16 protein-coding genes are annotated in these 17,361 nt (G+C 39.2%); 9 read left to right on the plus strand and 7 right to left on the minus strand.

The window, feature by feature from the left end:
- Nucleotides 1–95: 95 nt before the first annotated feature.
- From gcvP to IV512_RS07515, 4 genes are all read left to right on the plus strand, one after another.
- Nucleotides 96–2,945 carry an aminomethyl-transferring glycine dehydrogenase gene (gcvP, locus tag IV512_RS07500; RefSeq protein WP_209402066.1) on the plus strand — a complete coding sequence of 950 codons (2,850 nt, stop codon included), beginning with the start codon at nucleotides 96–98 and terminating at the stop codon, nucleotides 2,943–2,945.
- 166 nt (nucleotides 2,946–3,111) lie between these two features.
- Nucleotides 3,112–4,167: a 3-oxoacyl-ACP synthase III family protein gene (locus IV512_RS07505; protein ID WP_209402068.1), complete on the plus strand. Its 1,056-nt coding sequence runs from the start codon at nucleotides 3,112–3,114 to the stop codon at nucleotides 4,165–4,167.
- Between the two features lie 60 nt (nucleotides 4,168–4,227).
- A complete protein-coding gene (locus IV512_RS07510) occupies nucleotides 4,228–4,749 on the plus strand; it encodes a methyltransferase (protein ID WP_209402860.1) in 522 nt (173 codons plus the stop codon).
- Between the two features lie 24 nt (nucleotides 4,750–4,773).
- Nucleotides 4,774–5,625: a glycosyltransferase family A protein gene (locus IV512_RS07515; RefSeq protein WP_209402069.1), complete on the plus strand. Its 852-nt coding sequence runs from the start codon at nucleotides 4,774–4,776 to the stop codon at nucleotides 5,623–5,625.
- A 74-nt stretch (nucleotides 5,626–5,699) separates the two neighbouring features.
- Here IV512_RS07515 and IV512_RS07520 read toward each other — a convergent pair whose 3' ends face one another.
- From IV512_RS07520 to IV512_RS07550, 7 genes are all read right to left on the minus strand, one after another.
- Nucleotides 5,700–6,209, minus strand: a complete 510-nt coding sequence (locus IV512_RS07520; protein WP_100870969.1) for an OmpH family outer membrane protein — start codon at nucleotides 6,207–6,209, stop codon at nucleotides 5,700–5,702.
- A gap of 85 nt (nucleotides 6,210–6,294) precedes the next feature.
- On the minus strand, nucleotides 6,295–7,122 hold the full coding sequence (locus tag IV512_RS07525; RefSeq protein WP_209402070.1) for an OmpH family outer membrane protein: 828 nt from the start codon (nucleotides 7,120–7,122) through the stop codon (nucleotides 6,295–6,297).
- Between the two features lie 90 nt (nucleotides 7,123–7,212).
- Nucleotides 7,213–9,828: an outer membrane protein assembly factor gene (locus tag IV512_RS07530; RefSeq protein ID WP_209402862.1), complete on the minus strand. Its 2,616-nt coding sequence runs from the start codon at nucleotides 9,826–9,828 to the stop codon at nucleotides 7,213–7,215.
- 4 nt (nucleotides 9,829–9,832) lie between these two features.
- The gene (locus tag IV512_RS07535) at nucleotides 9,833–10,576 is read right to left on the minus strand and encodes an isoprenyl transferase (protein ID WP_209402071.1); all 744 of its coding nucleotides are present in this window, start codon (nucleotides 10,574–10,576) and stop codon (nucleotides 9,833–9,835) included.
- Nucleotides 10,577–10,628: 52 nt separating this feature from the next.
- Nucleotides 10,629–11,327, minus strand: coding sequence for a DUF6089 family protein (locus IV512_RS07540; protein ID WP_209402072.1), 699 nt, complete (start codon nucleotides 11,325–11,327; stop codon nucleotides 10,629–10,631).
- A 146-nt stretch (nucleotides 11,328–11,473) separates the two neighbouring features.
- On the minus strand, nucleotides 11,474–12,355 hold the full coding sequence (locus IV512_RS07545) for an NAD kinase (protein ID WP_209402073.1): 882 nt from the start codon (nucleotides 12,353–12,355) through the stop codon (nucleotides 11,474–11,476).
- A 107-nt stretch (nucleotides 12,356–12,462) separates the two neighbouring features.
- The gene (locus IV512_RS07550; RefSeq protein WP_100870964.1) at nucleotides 12,463–13,119 is read right to left on the minus strand and encodes a CBS domain-containing protein; all 657 of its coding nucleotides are present in this window, start codon (nucleotides 13,117–13,119) and stop codon (nucleotides 12,463–12,465) included.
- Between the two features lie 93 nt (nucleotides 13,120–13,212).
- Between IV512_RS07550 and IV512_RS07555 the strand changes: the two genes are divergently transcribed.
- From IV512_RS07555 to clpP, 5 genes are all read left to right on the plus strand, one after another.
- The gene (locus tag IV512_RS07555; protein ID WP_209402074.1) at nucleotides 13,213–13,929 is read left to right on the plus strand and encodes a pyridoxine 5'-phosphate synthase; all 717 of its coding nucleotides are present in this window, start codon (nucleotides 13,213–13,215) and stop codon (nucleotides 13,927–13,929) included.
- Nucleotides 13,926–14,699, plus strand: coding sequence for an alpha/beta fold hydrolase (locus IV512_RS07560; RefSeq protein ID WP_209402075.1), 774 nt, complete (start codon nucleotides 13,926–13,928; stop codon nucleotides 14,697–14,699). Before IV512_RS07555 ends, IV512_RS07560 begins: the two co-directional genes overlap by 4 nt.
- 73 nt (nucleotides 14,700–14,772) lie before the next feature.
- Nucleotides 14,773–15,114, plus strand: a complete 342-nt coding sequence (locus IV512_RS07565; protein WP_100870961.1) for a phage holin family protein — start codon at nucleotides 14,773–14,775, stop codon at nucleotides 15,112–15,114.
- A 105-nt stretch (nucleotides 15,115–15,219) separates the two neighbouring features.
- The gene (gene tig, locus IV512_RS07570) at nucleotides 15,220–16,542 is read left to right on the plus strand and encodes a trigger factor (RefSeq protein ID WP_209402077.1); all 1,323 of its coding nucleotides are present in this window, start codon (nucleotides 15,220–15,222) and stop codon (nucleotides 16,540–16,542) included.
- 99 nt (nucleotides 16,543–16,641) lie between these two features.
- The gene (gene clpP / locus IV512_RS07575; RefSeq protein WP_209402079.1) at nucleotides 16,642–17,322 is read left to right on the plus strand and encodes an ATP-dependent Clp endopeptidase proteolytic subunit ClpP; all 681 of its coding nucleotides are present in this window, start codon (nucleotides 16,642–16,644) and stop codon (nucleotides 17,320–17,322) included.
- The last annotated feature ends 39 nt before the right edge of the window (nucleotides 17,323–17,361 follow it).

Genomic DNA, 17,361 nt, shown 5'->3' on the forward strand with positions numbered 1-17,361 from the left:
ATTTATGGTTAAAAACTTTCTTGCCGTTAATCGACAAATGGCACAATTTATCTCAATTTATGCCTAATTTTGCACATCTTTTTATTTGAATCTTTATGAAGACAGATGTATTTGCATTACGCCATATCGGTATTAAAGGTGAAAATCTTGAACAAATGCTCGAAACCGTGGGCACCGAAAGCTTAGAGCAGTTGATTTATGAGACTTTGCCAAACGACATTCGTTTAAAGAAGCCTTTGCAATTAGATGAGCCGATGAGTGAGCATAAGTTCTTGGCACACATTCAAGAATTATCTGAAAAAAATCAACTCTTTAGAACGTATATCGGTCTGGGCTATCATGATACTCTGACGCCTTCAGTAATAAAAAGAAATATTTTAGAAAACCCTGGCTGGTATACCGCATACACTCCTTATCAAGCAGAAATTGCCCAAGGTAGACTTGAGGCCCTATTAAATTTTCAGACCGTTATCAGTGACCTAACGGGTATGGAGCTTGCCAATGCTTCCTTATTAGATGAAAGTACGGCCGCGGCAGAGGCGATGACTATGCTCTTCGAAGTTCGAAGTCGAGATCAAAAGAAAAATAAGGTTACTAAGTTTTTCGTATCTGAAGATATTTTACCACAAACGCTATCCCTATTAAAGACGAGAGCAACGCCCATCGGTATTGAATTGGTTATCGGCAATCATGCTGATTTTGACTTTAGCGATGAGTTTTATGGGGCCATTTTACAATATCCTGGAAAATATGGGGAAGTTTATGACTATGGCGAATTTGTTTCTAAAGCTAAAGCCTCGGATATTAAGGTTGCCGTTGCTGCCGATATACTGAGTTTGGTTCTTTTAACTCCTCCAGGTGAATTAGGTGTAGATGTAGTTGTAGGTACGACACAACGCTTCGGAATTCCGTTGGGGTATGGTGGGCCGCACGCAGCCTACTTTGCTACGAAAGAGGCCTATAAAAGAAATATACCCGGTCGTATTATTGGGGTTACCAAAGATTTAGATGGTAAACCCGCCCTTAGAATGGCGTTACAGACCCGCGAACAACATATAAAAAGAGATAGGGCTACCTCTAACATTTGCACAGCTCAGGTTCTTTTGGCCGTAATGGCAGGTATGTATGCCGTGTACCATGGCCCAAAGGGATTAGAGTATATTGCTAAAAAAGTTCATAATACAGCGGCGACATTATCAAGCGCTTTAGAAGAATTAGGTCTGGTACAGACCAATAGCGCATACTTTGATACTATCTGCATTAAAGCAGATTCTTCGATTATAAGACCTATTGCCGAAAAACATGCAGTGAACTTCTTGTACATTGATGAAAAAACCATATCAATCGCGGTAAATGAGGCCACTTCTTTAAAAGATATACGTCAGATTATTACTGTTTTCGCTGAAGCCCTAAATCAAGAAGAAATTGAATTATCAAGCCTTCTAGAAGCATCGATTCTACCTCATAATCTTCAGCGGTCTTCAAGTTATCTAGAAAATAAAGTATTCAATTCGTACCATTCAGAAACAGAATTGATGCGCTACATCAAAAGGTTAGAGCGCAAAGACCTCTCTTTGAACCATTCTATGATTTCTTTGGGTAGTTGCACCATGAAATTGAATGCAGCTTCAGAAATGCTGCCTTTAAGCATGCCACGTTGGGGAAATATTCATCCTTTTGTACCTGTTGAGCAAGCGGAAGGGTATCAAATCATTTTGAAAGAACTGGAAAAAGATCTTTCAACAATTACTGGTTTTGCGGCTACTTCACTTCAACCGAATTCTGGCGCTCAAGGCGAATATGCAGGTCTAATGGCCATTCGTGCCTATCATGAGTCTATCGGTGAAGGTCATAGAAACATTTGTTTGATACCAGCCTCCGCCCATGGCACCAATCCGGCATCCGCAGTAATGGCAGGCATGAAAGTGGTTGTTACGAAAACCGATCAGAAGGGCAATATCGATGTCGACGATCTAGAAGAAAAAGTAGTTAAGTACAGCGAAAATCTTGCGGCGCTTATGGTGACCTACCCTTCTACGCACGGAGTGTTCGAATCATCGATAAAACATATCACTCAACTGATTCACGACCATGGCGGACAAGTTTATATGGATGGTGCCAACATGAATGCTCAAGTAGGTTTGACCAATCCGGCGACCATAGGAGCCGATGTATGTCACCTAAATCTTCACAAGACCTTCGCCATACCTCACGGTGGTGGCGGACCAGGTGTTGGTCCCATTTGTGTAGCCGAACAATTGGTTCCTTTTTTACCGGGCAACCCTGTAATCAAAACTGGTGGCAGTAAAGCCATAACTGCCATTTCCGGGGCACCTTGGGGCAGTTCTCTAGTCTGTCTGATTTCTTATGGTTATATTAAAATGCTTGGGGAGAAAGGTTTAAGACACTCTACCGAAGTGGCCATACTGAACGCCAACTATATCAAAAATCGACTAAGTGGAAGATTCGATGTACTTTATACCGGTGAACAAGGTCGAGCAGCGCATGAAATGATTATCGATTGCAGACCTTTTAAAAAGAATGGTGTAGAAGTTACAGATATCGCAAAACGTCTTATCGATTATGGTTTTCATGCCCCAACGGTTTCCTTTCCGGTAGCGGGTACTATCATGATAGAACCTACGGAAAGCGAGAGTCTGGCCGAATTAGACAGATTCTGTGATGCCTTGCTTTCCATTCGCGAAGAAATCGATTTGGTTTCAGCGGAGAATCCAAATAATGTATTGCGGAATGCGCCACACACTTTAGAAATGATTACAAGCGATAGTTGGGAGCTTCCCTACTCAAGACAAAAAGCAGCTTATCCCCTAGCGTATTTACAAGAAAATAAATTTTGGCCGTCGGTTCGAAGAGTAGATGATGCCTATGGAGACCGTAATTTAATGTGTACTTGCGCGCCCATAGAAACATATATAGAAGCATAGAAACCTTTATTTTAAAGGGCATACAAGCCTTTCCTTTTCTGAGGAAAGGCTTTTTTAATGAAATATATCTATTCTAAATACCTGTTGAGCATCGTATTAATTATTATGCATGCATAATATTGGACTTGATTTAGATTACCTTCTAAAAATAAGTTAAACTACGATCATGTCCATAGCCATTACCGGTACCGGAAGCTACATTCCATCAACAGTCATTACCAATCGAGATTTTGAACAACATCATTTTCTCAATTCCGACGGTTCACCCTTCGCTCATAGCAACGAAGTAATCATCAATAAATTCAAGGCCATTACCGGTATTAAAGAGCGGCGATATGCGCATAGCAAACTCAACACCTCAGACTTAGCTTTTTTAGCTGCGGAAAAGGCAATTTCAGATGCCAACATCGATAAAGAAACCATCGATTATATAATTTTTGCCCATAATTTTGGTGATGTTGCGCATGGTCAGAACCAAAGTGATACACTACCTAGTTTGGCAACTAGAGTAAAACATCACCTTAGAATTCAAAACCCAACTTGTGTGGCTTATGATATTTTGTTCGGCTGCCCGGGGTGGATTCAAGGTGTTATACAGGCCGAAGCATTTATCAAAGCGGGTATTGCGAAAACCTGCCTTGTTATCGGCGGCGAAACTTTATCTAGAATAGTCGACCCTAGTGACCGAGACAGTATGATCTACGCCGACGGGGCGGGCGCGACCATTGTACAGAATATTGATAATGAAGGTGAGCTGCTGTCGCATGCCACTGCCACGCACACCTATGAAGAAGCGTACTACTTATTTTTTGGCAAATCGTACAATGAAAAAAAAGATGATACCAAATACATCAAAATGTACGGCAGAAAAATTTATGAATTTGCCGTAACGCATGTGCCTTCGGCAATGAAAGATTGTCTAACAAAAAGCGGTGTCGATATAGAAGAAGTCAAAAAAATATTTATTCATCAAGCGAATGAAAAAATGGATGAGGCCATCATCGCTAGATTCTATGCATTATACGATAAAGAGCCTCCTAAAGGTATTATGCCGATGAATATAGGTGAACTTGGCAACAGCTCAGTCGCCACGATACCTACACTTTTTGATATGGTTCGAAAAGGAAAAGTAGAAAACCAACAAATTCAAAAGGGAGATGTTATTATATTTGCCAGCGTCGGCGCTGGTATGAACGTAAACGCCATTGTCTACAAAGTTTAACTTCTAAGGTGATTAGGCCAAACGTTTCGGGCTTAACGCCTGAAACATTTGAAAACTAAAATGTACGAAAACACCTATCCGAATAAACGCTTTCAACATACGCTATCATTTCTTAGAAAACACATAACAAAAGAGGAAGATATTTTAGATTTGGGGGTTACCAATCCATTTTCAAAAATAATGGATCAAGAGGGCTATCGAGTAGAAAATACGAAAGGTGAAGACCTGGATCTAGATTTCTCTACCGTACAAAACTCAAATGCTGATGTTGTGACTGCATTTGAAATATTCGAACATTTGCTAGCTCCCTTTAATGTTCTTAGAGAGTTGAAGTCAAACAAATTGGTAGCGAGTATTCCCTTAAAATTATGGTTTTCCCCTGCCTATCAAAGTAAGACCGACCCCTGGGACCGTCATTATCATGAATTCGAAGATTGGCAGTTCGATTGGCTATTAGAAAAGGCCGGATGGGAAATAAAGGACTTCGAGAAATGGACCAACCCTGTTAAAAAAATAGGCATTCGACCTTTACTGCGAAGCTTTACACCTCGGTACTATATTGTATATGCCGAGCGGAAATAATATTTAAATTGGCCAACAATGCCCATGAGATACTATATTGTTGTACCTGCACATAACGAAGAAGAGTTTCTTGCCGACACGTTAAATTCGGTTTTGAGACAGACTTTACAGCCTACAAGAGTAATACTAGTCAATGACAACTCTACCGACAGAACCGATAGTGTCATGAATCAATTCTTGGGCTTGAGTCCCATTTTCACTAAATTGAATACGAATTCTTCCGATGAACATATGCCCGGAAGCAAGGTGGTAAATGCTTTCAAAAAGGGATTGGAATTGCTTGACGAGAATTTTGATTTTTTGGTCAAGTTGGATGCCGACCTCATTTTACCCGACAACTACTTCGAAAAAATAGCGTATATCTTTAGAGGGCAGCCCAATGTTGGCATCGCCGGAGGTTTTGTATATGAACAGGATAGTGAAGGCCTTTGGAAACTAAACCACCCCATGGACAAAAACCATGTTCGCGGGGCATTTAAAGCCTACTCCAGACGATGTTTTAAAGATATTGGAGGTTTAAAAAGTGCCATGGGTTGGGACACGGTAGATGAACTACTGGCAGCTTATCATGATTATGATACTTATACAGATGACAACCTTAAAGTAAAACACCTACGACCTACCGGAAATGCATATAACCAAAAAGCGAAACTTTTGCAGGGCAAAGCCATGTATACCATGCGATATGGGTTAGTGATAACCCTGATTGCTTCTTTAAAAATGGCTTTCAAACAAGGTAAACCTCAAGCCCTAATTGATAATATGTACGGATTTTTTGAAGCAAAAAAATATAAAACATCTTTCTTGGTAACCACCGAAGAAGGCAAATTTATCAGAAATTTACGGTGGCGAAATATAAAGAACAAACTACTTTGAGCTTATCAATTATATCAAACAAAAAATGCCCGCTTGTTAGCGGGCATTTTTTGTTTATAATGGTTGAGCACTTATTAAATACCTAACTCTTTCTTTACATCTATCAATAGGTCTTTGCCCTTTGCTACGATTAGACCACTACCTTGTTGAGCATCGATTACATAATCGAACCCTTGGGCCGCAGCCACCTTCTCGATAGCTGCCTTGGCCTTATCTGAAATCGGTGAGAATAGCTCTTGTTGTTTCTTTTGCAACTCTCTTTGTGCAGCCTGCTGTGCTTCGCCAATGTTCTTTTGAACACCTTGTAATTCAGCAGCTCTTTTTTCGTTTTCTTCTTTAGATTTTGAAGTAGCTTCGTTCTCATACTGCGTATACTTATTTCTAAGTTCCGTCATAGAACTTTCGATATCCGCGTTGTACGTTTCTGATAGTTTCTTCAATTCAGCCTCAGCAGCCTTCATCTCCGGCATTGCGCTCAACAACTGGGTAACATCAATATGGGCTACTTTGCTCTGAGCGTTAACGAACCCGGTAAATGCTACAAACAATACAATAGCTGCGGCGATTTTCTTTACGTTTTTCATGATACTGATTCTAGTTAAATATTTGAATGTTAATATATGGTTATTTTACTTTATTCAGACAAACATACTTAACCATTTAGTAAGTTTACCCTTCTGTATTATTACTTTCCTCGTTTTGCTCTCGCTCCTCTAACTTGGCTTTTCTCTTAGCCTCACGCTCTTCTAACAATTTTTTTCTTCTGGCCTCATAGGCTTTCTTGCGCTCTTCCCTTAATTTCAACTGCTCCGCTCTCTTCTCATCTGCAGTTTTCGTTCTGGCCTCTTCAGCCTGCTGAGCCCTTTCTTGTCGTTCTTTAAGCGCTTCACTTACTTCTTCTTCGACCGGCGCATCTTCAAAATCTTCCAGCTTGCTTCTTGCCTCTTTTTGCTTCGGTTTGCTTACCCTTCTAGTTCGTGCGATACCCCTCAATACTAAGTCGCTGATATCGTGCCGATTTTCGGAGTACAACATTACAACATCCGCAGATTTATCAAAAATAAAATCATACTTTTTATTGGCACCTATTTTTTGAACTTCGTTAAAAACTTGATCCTGTATCGGCTGAATCAATTGTCTTTTTTGCAAAACCAAGTCACCTTGCGGTCCAAATCGATTTTGTTGGTACTCTACAGTTTCTTTTTCAAGAATCTGAATCTCTTCTTCACGTTCGGCAATCAGCTCGTCGGTCAAAAGAACGCGTTCTGCCATAAGGTCTTTTTTCATCTGCTCGACCTCGGCCTGTTTTTGTTCGACCTCGACTTTCCATTTACCCACTTTGTTGGCCAATTGTTCGTTGGCCTCTCGATATTCCTCTACATTTTCTAAGATATACTCCATATCAACGTAGGCAATTCTTACCCCTCTTTGGGCATAGGTATAAGCGGCACATAGTGCAAACGCCAATACTAAAAGAACGTTCGATTTAGTTTTCATTTCTTTAATCGTTTTATCCAATAGAAAATATCGTGCCAAAATTACTAAAACTTTTAAAATGAAGCTTTTAGCGTTGCCACGATTCTTTTGTTAAAACTGCTGGCCGATAATGAAGTGTGTTTGCCATCCACTTGGTCCGTTGCCGATTGAGCTCGGTAAGAGGTCTTCATCGAACCCATAACCGAAATCAATACCCAATAAACCAAATGCTGGCATAAAAATACGTAGCCCCACTCCAGCCGATCGTTTTATTTGAAACGGATTAAATTCCTGAAAATTGTTGAAAGCATTACCTCCTTCTAAAAAAGCAAGGCCATAAATGGAAGCTGAAGGTTTTAAAGTCAATGGATATCTAAGTTCCAATGAAAATTTATTGTAGACCAAACCACCGCTATTGTTATTCTGCGCCAGTGGGTCGAAAGGTGTTATAGATTGATTCTCGTAACCACGAAGCTGAACGATATCTCGGCCATCCAAAGTAAAATTACCTAGACCATCACCTCCAACAAAGAAACGCTCAAAAGGGGTATCACCAACATCATTGTTGTAATTACCCAAGAAACCAAATTCGGTGTTTGTACGAAGTACCAATTTGTCGACCAAGGTCGTATACCAATCTCCCTTAAATTTAACTTTGTAGTATTCTAACCATCTGAAACGCTCTTGGTCTATTTCTTCTAATTCATTGGTTTGGCTTTGATTCAAACCACCTTGTTCAATTCTAGCTTCCTGCAATTCAGTACTTCTGTCACGTAAAGATTCAAAATCCTTATTTCCGAAGAGAGAATATGGTGGTGTAAACTTAGCAGTAATTTCGAAGTTAGATCCTCCCCTAGGGAATATTCGACCACCAGAAATTGCATTTCTTGTTATACCCAAAGTATAAGCTATAGAATTCGCCTTACCATTACCAAAATTAAATAGGCCAATATTGTAATCGTTGAACTCATACAACTGATAACTTAACGCATGGGATATCGTAAAGTAATCATCGGGCCATTGAACACGTTTCGCTAAACCAGCAGTAAGGCCTGTAATGGCAAAGCCCTGGTCTTTATTCACCTCTATTCTATTACTGGTAGAGTTGTTATAATCGACTCCAAATTGTTGGGTTCTCGAAAGGTTCAAACTGAAACGAACCGGTTTTTTTCCGCCGAACCAAGGTTCTGCAAAGTTCAAGCTATATACCCTAAAAGTTCTACTTGCCTGCACGCGCATGGCAAAGGTTTGCCCGTCACCCATAGGCACTGGCTTATAGGCCTCGCCATTAAGAATATCTTTAATAGAAAAGTTATTGAAAGAAAGACCTAAAGTACCAATAAAGCCACCGCCACCATAGCCTCCTTGCAATTCAATCTGGCTGGCACCAGACTCTACCAAGTTCCATTTTACATCAACTGTACCCTCATTTGGGTTGGCATTTTGAATGTCAGGACTAATCTGCTCAGCATCAAAATAACCCAGTTGTTGAAGCTCTTGAATGGTTCTAATAATATCGCTCTTATTATACTTATTACCAGGTCTTGTTCTTAGTTCACGATAAATAACATGATCATTGGTACGGTCGTTGCCCACCACTTCAACATGGTTCAAGAATGTTTCTTTACCCTCTATTATTCGTATTTCGAAATTGATAGTATCGTTCTGTGCAGAAATTTCAACAGGGTTTATAGTAGAAAAAAGATACCCATTGTTTTGATAGAGATTCGTTAAATCTTCAGCATCCGGTTTTGAATTATCAGCGATACGCTTACGCAAAAGAACTCCATTATACGTGTCACCTTTTTTAATACCTAGAACAGAAGCCAATTGACGGTCTGTGTAAACGCTATTCCCTACAAAATCGACCTCACCGAAGTAATACTTATTACCTTCTTCTAGATCAAACTTTATATTAATATTGTTTTCGTCTACTTTAATAATAGAATCTGAAATGATTCGGGCATCGCGATAACCGTTTTCAGCATATTTATCGATTAAAAGCGATAAATCATTTTCATAATCTTCTTCAATGAACTTAGATTTTTTCCAAAAACGCCAAAATCTCTTTTCTTTTGTCTTTTTCATGGCATTTCGCAGCTTTCTATCGGAAAGTTGTTCGTTACCTTCAAAAATCATCTTTTTAATCTTGACCTTATCTCCCTTATCGATATTGATAATCATTTTTTGGGCGTTGGTCTGAGAAGTATCGTTTGCAACAGCAATAGAAGCCTTGGCATTAAGATAACCCTGCTTCTTATATTTATTCTCAAGATAGTTTTTGGTGTTCGCAATAAGGCTTTCGGTAATTTTCTTACCTTTTTTAAGGTCAGTATCCTTAATTATATCATCTACCTTTCTTGGTTTGATACCATTGACCTTAACATCTGAAAGGGTTGGCCTTTCGGTTATGTGAAGTTCTAGAAAAACCTTGTCATCTTGTATATCGACCAAGTCGAAACGAATATCTCTAAAGAGTTCAAGACCCCATAGCTTTTTGATAATCTCGCTAAGTTCGTCACCAGGTACCGTAATCGGTTGCCCCACCCTTAGCCCTGTATAAGTCTTTACAGTCTGTTCGTTATAACTTTGCAGGCCGGTAACCTCAAGCCCCCCTAAAATATACTTTTTACCATCGTCAAAAGATAACTCTTGAGCGAAATTAAATGTTGTTATAAAAAGTAAAAGGAGTGTGATTAAAGGTTCACGAGATATGAACCTTTTCATATCTTTATTCAATGAGTTGTTCGCTGGTCTTTCCAAATCTTCGTTCTCTGTTCTGATAACTTTTAATGGCTTCTGCCAAATGCTCTCTGCTAAAATCGGGCCAATATACGTCAACAAAATATAATTCCGCATATGCTATTTGCCAAAGCAAAAAATTGCTGATTCGATGCTCTCCGCTGGTACGGATCAGCAAGTCTACATCAGGCAAATCATGCGTGTAAAGATGAGTATTAATAATGGTTTCGTCAATGTTTTCAATTGAAATTATATTATTTTTAACTTTGGAGCTTATCTCTTTTACAGCATTTTTTAACTCTTCGCGAGCTCCGTAGCTAAGGGCCAAGGTAAGGGTCATTCCTGTATTTGCCCTTGTCTTTTCCATAACTTCGTTCAACTCTTTAAAGGCTCTTTTCGGTAATGAAGCGATATCGCCTATGGTATTTAAGCGAATGTCATTATTCATAAAAGTCTTTAACTCCTTTTTCAATGAAGAAACCAATAACCTCATTAAAGTGTCGACTTCGATTTTAGGCCTTTTCCAGTTTTCGGTAGAAAAGGTATATAAGGTAAGATATTTGATTCCTATTTTTGCACAGCTTTCGACCGTTTCTCTAACCGTACGCACCCCATTTTCATGGCCAAACACCCTACGCTTCCCCTTTTGCTTGGCCCAACGGCCGTTACCATCCATAATAATGGCAAGATGAATAGGTAAATTCTGCTTATCTATCTCGTCGAGAACATCCATAATAATTCTATAAAAACAAAACTGAAGAAAAGAACGCCTTTACTCTTTGAACTTATTCAAAACAATCCATACAAGGCTTTCTACCAAAGGTGTAAGTTAAGGTTAATCCTGAAAAAACGTACCAATCATCGCTAAAAATATTACCGAAATGTAGGTCGCCAAGTTGTTGGCTAACATTAAGTTTAGTCGGGTTGCTACCATCTAGATTATCGGTGAATGTATAGCGCGCACCTATCTCAGCGCCTAAAATCAAAAACTGGTTCAATCTATATTTTGCCCCTAAAATCATAGGTATGGCAAAGGAACCATCTTTTTGTGAAACACTCAACATTTCGCCTCCATCAAAATAATCATAGTCGTACCTGAAGTAAGTTAGGCCAGTATATAAATAAGGGGTAAAAGCCGGGCCGAGTCTATGAAGGTTATATTCTACAAAATTAAATTCAAGACCTGCAGAAGCTTCAAGTATGGAATTATTGGCCACATAACCGCGCTGTTGCCTTGAGGGATCGCTAGATTTCGTATCATCGGCAGTGAATTTACCGTAGATAACACTTGCACGCCAAGCATAGCGCTTGGCCTTGTTCCATTTAAATAACCCCCCAAAAGCAATATCGGAAGGCAGAACATATGTAGTGCGCCCTACATCTCCAATATTATTGGCTCCACCCGCAAACAACCCTACTTCATAAGTCTGTGCGCTTAACTGCCCTATTGAACAGAACAGTAAGACGATAATGAATCGCTTCATAAATAAAATTAGTTTGCGAATATAACAATTGCAGACAACTGTTATATTGAACCCTTTGAACTTTTACATATAAAAAGTTCTACCAAGTTCATTAATGCTCTCACAAGATAAACAGCATTTGCAGTATTTTATTGCCTGTCTATTTATCAATTACGGCGATCTTCGCCCCAAAGCAATTTGTTACGTAAGGTTTTTAGAAAACTCTCTGAAGCGAACTCAATCATTTTTACGGTAAAGCCTGCCTTTCTCACCAAAATTTCTTTGCCATTTTCTACGGAGGCTATTCTAGAATCAAGTGAAATAAGATGATTTTCTTCTCTACCGGAAACCCTAAGTCGAATTTCAGTATCATCGGAAATCACCAAAGGTCTAGCATTTAGATTATGTGGAGCAATAGGGGTCAACACTAACGATTTTGCGGTCGGCTCTATAACAGGGCCACCACAACTTAAAGAATAACCCGTTGACCCGGTAGGTGTCGATATGATGAGGCCGTCTGCCCAATAAGAAGTCAGGTACTCTTTATTAAGATAAGTCTCAACGGTAATCATCGAGGTGGTATCTTTTCTACTTATCGTAATTTCGTTCAGTGCAAAGTTCAATTCGGTCAACTCTGGAATACTCGATTCTGCGCTCACCTCTACCAGACTTCGCTCTACAATAGAATAATTGCCTTCTACAAACTGCTGAACGACGTTCTGAACTTCTTCTTTATTAAATGTAGATAAAAAACCAAGGCGCCCTGTATTTACACCGACCATTGGCACACCAGAATCTTTAACGAAAGTAGTGGCTCTTAAAATAGTTCCATCTCCACCAAAACTGACCAATATATCAAACGAAGCATCAAGACCTGAATGCTGATTGAAAGTAGCATATTCTTGAGCTATGGTGTTTTCGGTAAAGAATGAATAAAACTCTTCTTCGATTGCAACCTCTGCCTCATGCTTATGAAGTTCGTTCAACAGCCGCGAAACATATTCACAAGTATCTTCTTGATACATTTGACTATAAATGGCAACTTTCATACACTATTTTCATCTTTGATAGTCAGGAGAAAATCCTCCAACTACAACAAAAATAACTAAAGCGAATCTGTAAATAGAAGTTTTACAAAGTAATTACCACAAAAAACTTAGACATTAAGATACTTGTCTAAATAGTCTGACCGTTCTTTTAAATCTTGCAAGAATTGATCATCGCTATTTCCGAAAATAACATTGTAATTATACCTTCGGAAGGTTTGAAGAATATCATTTAAATCAGATGAAGAAACCTTTATGGTTATCTGAATAACATCGTTTCTTGAATCCGTTATAAACGCTCCGATCAATTTAGTGTTATTACTTTCTACGATTTGGGCAATTTCACTAAAGGAGTAATCTTTTATGCCCTTTGCTACCACAATTATGCCACCAGGCTCGGTGAAAAACGGAGTATCTATAAAAACACCCACAATGTCAGTAAGATCGTAATACCCCTCTACCCTACCGTGATCATCGATAACCGGAACTATGTTCGCCTCGTTTCTCGCAAATGCCTCCAATACATCTAACCAACCGGTCTCTTTTCTTACGAAAAACGTATCTAACTCGTATCGGTATTGATCGACTTGCTCAGAAACATCGAAATTCTCTATGTCATCTTCAGCAAGTAGACCTAAGAAAACATCATTTTCTACCACCGCCACATGAGAAAAAGTATTCTCTTTAAAAAAATCGATAACTGGGGAAAGAGAATCTTCAACTTCAAAAGCAGGAATATTCGTCAATATGTGTGATTGGATCTGCATAGCTCTATCTATTAAACGCAAAATACTAATTTAAAGTCTCAAAAGGTATGCCTAATTCGTATTTTTGTGCCGAACGGCAAAAACCATCGGTAAATGACAAAACTCAGTGTCAACATCAATAAAATCGCAACCCTAAGAAATGCACGTGGCGGCAATATGCCCGATTTACTAAAGGCCGCAAAGGATATTGAATCTTTTGGTGGTCAAGGAATCACTATTCATCCTCGACCCGATGAGCGACACATCAAGTACCAAGATGCGCGAGATTTAAAAAAAATCGTTACTACAGAATTGAACATAGAGGGCAACCCGGTCTCTCAATTTATTGATTTGGTCTTAGAAGTAAAACCGGCGCAAGTTACTTTAGTTCCCGATGCGGTCGATGCCATCACCTCCAATGCTGGTTGGGACACCGTAGAACACAAAAATTTCTTAAAAGATATCATATCAACCTTTAAAAACGAAGGTATTCGCACTTCTATTTTTGTCGACCCAACGGTGAAAATGGTCGAAGGCGCTGCCGAAACCGGAACCGATAGAATCGAACTTTACACAGAAAGTTATGCGGTAGCCTACGGTCAAAACAAACATCAGGAAGCTGTCGCCCCCTTTACCGAAGCTGCTATTGCGGCACATGCATTGGGCCTAGGTATAAATGCAGGGCATGACCTGAGTCTTGATAACACAAAATATTTCAAAGAAAATGTACCAAACCTTCTAGAAGTTTCAATTGGGCATGCGCTCATATGCGAATCACTCTATCTAGGCCTGGACAATGTAGTAAACATGTATCTAAATCGATTAAAATGAGCGAGACACTCCATTCGAAAATAATTGGCGAAGGGCAACCTCTATTAATTTTACATGGTTTTCTTGGGATGTTGGACAATTGGAAAACTTTGGGCGGTCAATATGCCGAAAAAGGCTTTGAGGTTCATCTAATCGATCAACGAAATCATGGCAAAAGTTTTTGGTCTTCCGATTTTAATTATGATTTACTCTCCAGCGACCTAAAAGATTACATGCGAGAACACCACATTTCAAAAGCCTCCATTATTGGCCACTCTATGGGGGGTAAAACAGCAATGCAATTCGCCTGCACATATCCTGAATCAGTAGACAAACTCATCATTGCCGATATCGCCCCTAAATTTTACCCACCTCATCATCAACCCATAATTGACGGATTGAACAAGTTGGAAATCGAAAACATTTCTTCGCGAGGTGAAGCCGAAAACCAACTTTTTGAGTATATTTCAGATTTCGGTACCCGTCAATTTTTGCTTAAAAGCCTTTATTGGGTTGAAAAAGGAAAGCTTGGGTTTCGGTTCAACCTAGAAGTGCTGAGCCAAAAAATGGAAGAAGTGGGCGAAAATATAGGTTCTACGGAGACTTATGTCGGCCCCACCCTATTTTTACGGGGCGACCGTTCTGAATATATTATGGAAAGCGATATGCCCGATATTAAAAAACATTTTCCTGCAGCACAGACGGAAACTATCAGTAATTCTGGGCATTGGCTGCATGCCGAAAATCCCAAAGAGTTTTTCGAAAAATCGATAGTATTTCTTGTCGACTAATTAGAGACTTTAAAATATATCTTACTTTTAGAAGTATCACAAACTCGCAGATTATAATTTTAAATCATTAATTATGAAACTCATACTAAGAATTCTTCTGAGCGCCCTAGCCGTCGTTATTTTATCGAAAGTGCTTCCGAACGTATCAGTCGACAGTTATATTACGGCTATTATTGTGGCTGTCGTACTTAGCCTTTTGAATTTTATCGTCAAGCCTATTCTGGTTATTCTCACTCTACCGGTCACCATTTTAACCTTGGGGCTTTTTCTTCTCATTATTAATGCAATTATTATTTTATTGGCCGACAACCTCATCGATGGTTTTGCCGTTGACGGCATTTGGTGGGCACTTTTATTCAGTCTCTTATTATCTCTCTTACAATCAATACTTTTCTCGGTTTTAAAAGAGGATTGAACATCTTAGCGACAGATTGAATTTCAATAACTTAAAAAACTTGGTAGGCTTCATTAATTATAGTATTTTTGCATCCCATTTTCCGGAAACAAAAAGAAGATTTAGATGAACATCACAAAAGAACAGATCGACGATTTGAACGCCGTCGTAAAAGTAGCCATCACTAAAGAAGATTATCAAGATAAAGTAGATGGTATATTAAAAGATTACCGCAAGTCTGCGAACATCCCTGGTTTTAGAAAAGGCAATGTGCCCATGGGCTTGATAAAAAAGCAATACGGTAAAGCCGTTTTGGTAGATGAGGTGAACAAATTGCTACAAGACAATTTGAACAAATACCTTACGGAAGAAAAATTAGATGTTCTAGGCAACCCCCTTCCGAAACAACAAGATAATTTCGATTGGGACAAAGAAGAACTTAACTTCGAATTCGAACTAGGTCTAGCTCCTGATTTTGAAGTACCCCTTAAGACTAAGAAACCCCTCACTCAATATAAAATTGTTGCCGACAAGAAAATGGTCGATGAACAGGTTGAGCGTATTCTAAAACAATACGGCAAGTTGGTCAGTAAAGATGAAGTGGGCAAAGATTACGAGGTTACCGGAACCTTCAAGAACGAAGAGGAAGAAATCGACAACAAATCGACCCTTGAACTAGACAAAGTAAAGAGCAAAAAAGCTCTTGATGCCCTAAAAGGCAAAAAAGTCGGTGATTCAGTAACCTTAAAGACAAAAGGACTTTTCAAAGAAGATTACCTTCTTTCTAGTGTTTTAGGTATTTCTCAAGAAAAGGCAGATGGTATTGACATCGAGGTTACTTTCACCATCGAAGAGATAAACGAGCGTGAATTGGCCGCTTTGGACCAAGAATTGTTCGATAAACTTTTCGGGAAAGATGAGGTCAAGTCAGAAAAAGAACTTAAAGAACGTATCAAAGAAGATTCTGAAAAGCAGTTTGAGCAGCAGGCAGATCAAAAACTGCTTAACGACATCACTGAATACTTCATCGAAAACACAAAATTTGAATTGCCTACTGATTTTTTGACCAAATGGATTCAGATGACAGGTGAAGAGCCTCTTTCTGAAGAGCAAGCCAACGAAGAGTACGAAAAATCGGAAAAAGGACTTCGTTATCAATTGATCGAAGGAAAAATCATCAAGGATAACGACCTCAATATCGAATTCGACGAATTAAAAGAATTTGCCAAAGGCTTCATTAAGTCTCAAATGGCACAGTTTGGTCAATTGAATCCGCAAGAAGAGGAATTGGACAATATCGCCGCAAGGGTGTTGGGCAACCAAGATGAAGTGAAGCGTTTGTCTGAACAATTAATGAGCCAAAAACTGCTTACGCTTTACAAAGAAAAAGTAAATCTAAAGGAAAAGGAGATTACTTACGAAGACTTTGTGAAGGAGGTCTACGGTTAATTTTCCGGAAAATAATAAGTATCTTTACAGTGCCGGAAATTGATTTTCGGCACTTTTTTTTATCTTTTACCTTCGGGTATTTAAACATTGAACGAAAACATGGATTACTCTAAAGAATTCAAGAAATACGCTATAAAAGACCAAGGTATTAGCAGTACTTATTACGACACTATTTTAAGTAGTATGTATCCAGTAGGCTTAACACCGAATATTATCGAAGAAAGACAAATGAACGCTGTCGCAATGGATGTCTTTTCTCGATTGATGATGGACCGAATCATCTTTTTAGGAACCGGCATCAATGATCAGGTAGCAAATATTGTTCAAGCACAGTTGCTGTTCTTGGCCAGTACCGATTCTGCTAAAGACATTCAAATATATATCAACTCCCCTGGTGGCAGTGTATATGCTGGTCTTGGTATCTACGATACCATGCAATTTATCGCTCCTGATGTTGCTACGATTTGTACTGGTATGGCAGCTTCAATGGGCGCAGTCTTACTATGTGCAGGTGCCAAAGATAAGAGAAGTGGACTGCCACATTCTCGGGTCATGATCCACCAACCTATGGGCGGGGCGCAAGGTCAAGCGAGTGATATTGAAATAACAGCTCGCGAGATTCTCAAGCTCAAGCAAGAGCTTTATGAAATAATCGCTAAGCACTCTGGCCAAGCCATCGACAAAGTTAATGATGACAGTGATCGTGATTACTGGATGAAAGCCGAAGAAGCCAAGGCCTATGGCATGATCGATGAGATTTTAGTAAGGGGCAAAGAGTAATTTCGACCAAACATCGAATAACAAAGGTTTTCACCTGAA

Source organism: Pseudozobellia sp. WGM2 (assembly GCF_017810075.1).
GTDB lineage: Bacteria > Bacteroidota > Bacteroidia > Flavobacteriales > Flavobacteriaceae > JADNYK01.